Source organism: Petrocella sp. (assembly GCF_059865615.1).
Genome location: NZ_JCBCDA010000143.1, coordinates 1 through 1,615, shown reverse-complemented (window position 1 = coordinate 1,615; position 1,615 = coordinate 1). Strand labels below are relative to the sequence as shown.

The following is a 1,615-nucleotide window of genomic DNA, read 5'->3' as shown; positions in this document are numbered from 1 at the left end:
GCAGTCCACAAAATATTTTCCATAATTTCTATGCAGCGATGCATCCTGAATATACTTGTACCGTTTAGCACAAATAAAGGAACAAGGTTTATAGCTCGGATTAACAAAATATAATCTAGTCTAATCTATGGCAACAGCACTTACCAACAATAACAAAGCATCGTTTGTAAAGATCTATAAATCAGAATTAGAAGGAAAGGTAAAGGAAAGGATGCTGCTTGTACTTGATGTTGTATACAATGATAATCAATCAATTAGCCACTCTATAATGCACGTATTATGTATAATATACCGTTTAGCACATATAAAGGAACAAGGTTTATAGCTCGGATTAATAAAATATGATCTAGTCTAATCTATGGCAACAGCACTTACCAACAACAACAAAGCATCGTTTGTAAAGATCTATAAATCAGAACTAGATGGAAAGGTAAAGGAAAGGATGCTGCTTGTACTTGATGTTGTGTACCATGACAAGATTGCGGCCCATGTAGCCAGAGATCTTCATAGAAATAGATCATGGGCTTGTAAATGGCTAAAAAGATATAATGAAGAAGGTACAGACGGATTAAGAGATAGACCCAAAAGCGGCAGACCGACAGAACTACCAGAAGAGATAGCGTATGAGATAAAGACCATACTAACAGATAGCAATCAGGGCTGGACCACAAAGCAGGTTGAGGAGTTGATAATAAAGGAAAGCCGAATCAAATATCACTATACTCACATATACCGTATACTTCGCAGATGGGGTCTTAAACAGAAGGTTCCAAGAAAGGTACATGTAAACACTGCCTCTGCAGAAGAGAAGGATGAATTTAAAAAAAGGTCAAACAAATATTTGTGGATATCTCCCGCTCCCACCAACACCAAAAGAAGAAGAAGAGGAAGAAAAACTTTACCATAGTATCGCTGGATGAATCTTTCTTTTTCTATGATTCTCTGGTAAGACGTGTTTGGATTGATGCCAAGAAAAGGCCCGTAGTAAGGATCATAGGTTCGCACGAACTATCCTGTTTGTTTGGTGCTGTAAGCATGAAAGGTGAACAGCTCTTCAGACAGTACAATAAATTCAATGCTGATACTTTCCTTGACTTTCTAAAGATAATCCATCACAAGTTTCCAAGGTGTTATCTATTTCTTGATAAAGCACCACAACATTACAGATCCAGACGGGTGAAAGAGTACCTTGAAGAGAACAAAGATACTCTCATACCGGTATACCTACCGACAGCATCGCCCGAGTTTATGATGCTAGAAGAGATCTGGAATATAGCCAAACATGACCTGCTTATTTTACAATATTACTCGTCCTTTGAGGATTTTAAGCAAAAGATATCTAATTACTTTAGAACCAAAAGATTTGGTCTAAATATGAGAAACTATCTGTTGAGGTCTGTTTGATAACATATGCTAATTGGTATATGTATCTGCCACCAAGTTTAATAACATGATAAAGGAGATGATGATAAAAGTATCACTCTATAACCTGTTTAGGAGATTATAGAAGAACGAAAATAGAATTGGTTGAAGAACCAGGAATTAGGAAACAAAGCACTAAAAACTATAATTACGATGAAAAATGGGTGCTATTTCAAAATAGAGGGGCCCTACA

The 1,615-nt window shown here is 36.5% G+C and carries 2 protein-coding genes; both read left to right on the top strand.

Annotated elements, in window-relative coordinates; translation table 11 throughout:
• The first annotated feature begins 358 nt into the window (after positions 1-358).
• On the top strand, positions 359-907 hold the full coding sequence (locus AC6F8J_RS14700) for a helix-turn-helix domain-containing protein (protein WP_500724379.1): 549 nt from the start codon (positions 359-361) through the stop codon (positions 905-907).
• Positions 844-1,404: a transposase gene (locus AC6F8J_RS14695; protein ID WP_500724378.1), complete on the top strand. Its 561-nt coding sequence runs from the start codon at positions 844-846 to the stop codon at positions 1,402-1,404. The genes AC6F8J_RS14700 and AC6F8J_RS14695 overlap by 64 nt, the downstream gene beginning before the upstream one ends.
• Positions 1,405-1,615: the final 211 nt, after the last annotated feature.

What these genes read in the sequence shown, in the direction of transcription:
- AC6F8J_RS14700 (WP_500724379.1), top strand. Translation starts at nt 359, where the DNA reads ATGGCAACAGCACTTACCAACAACAACAAAGCATCGTTTGTAAAGATC.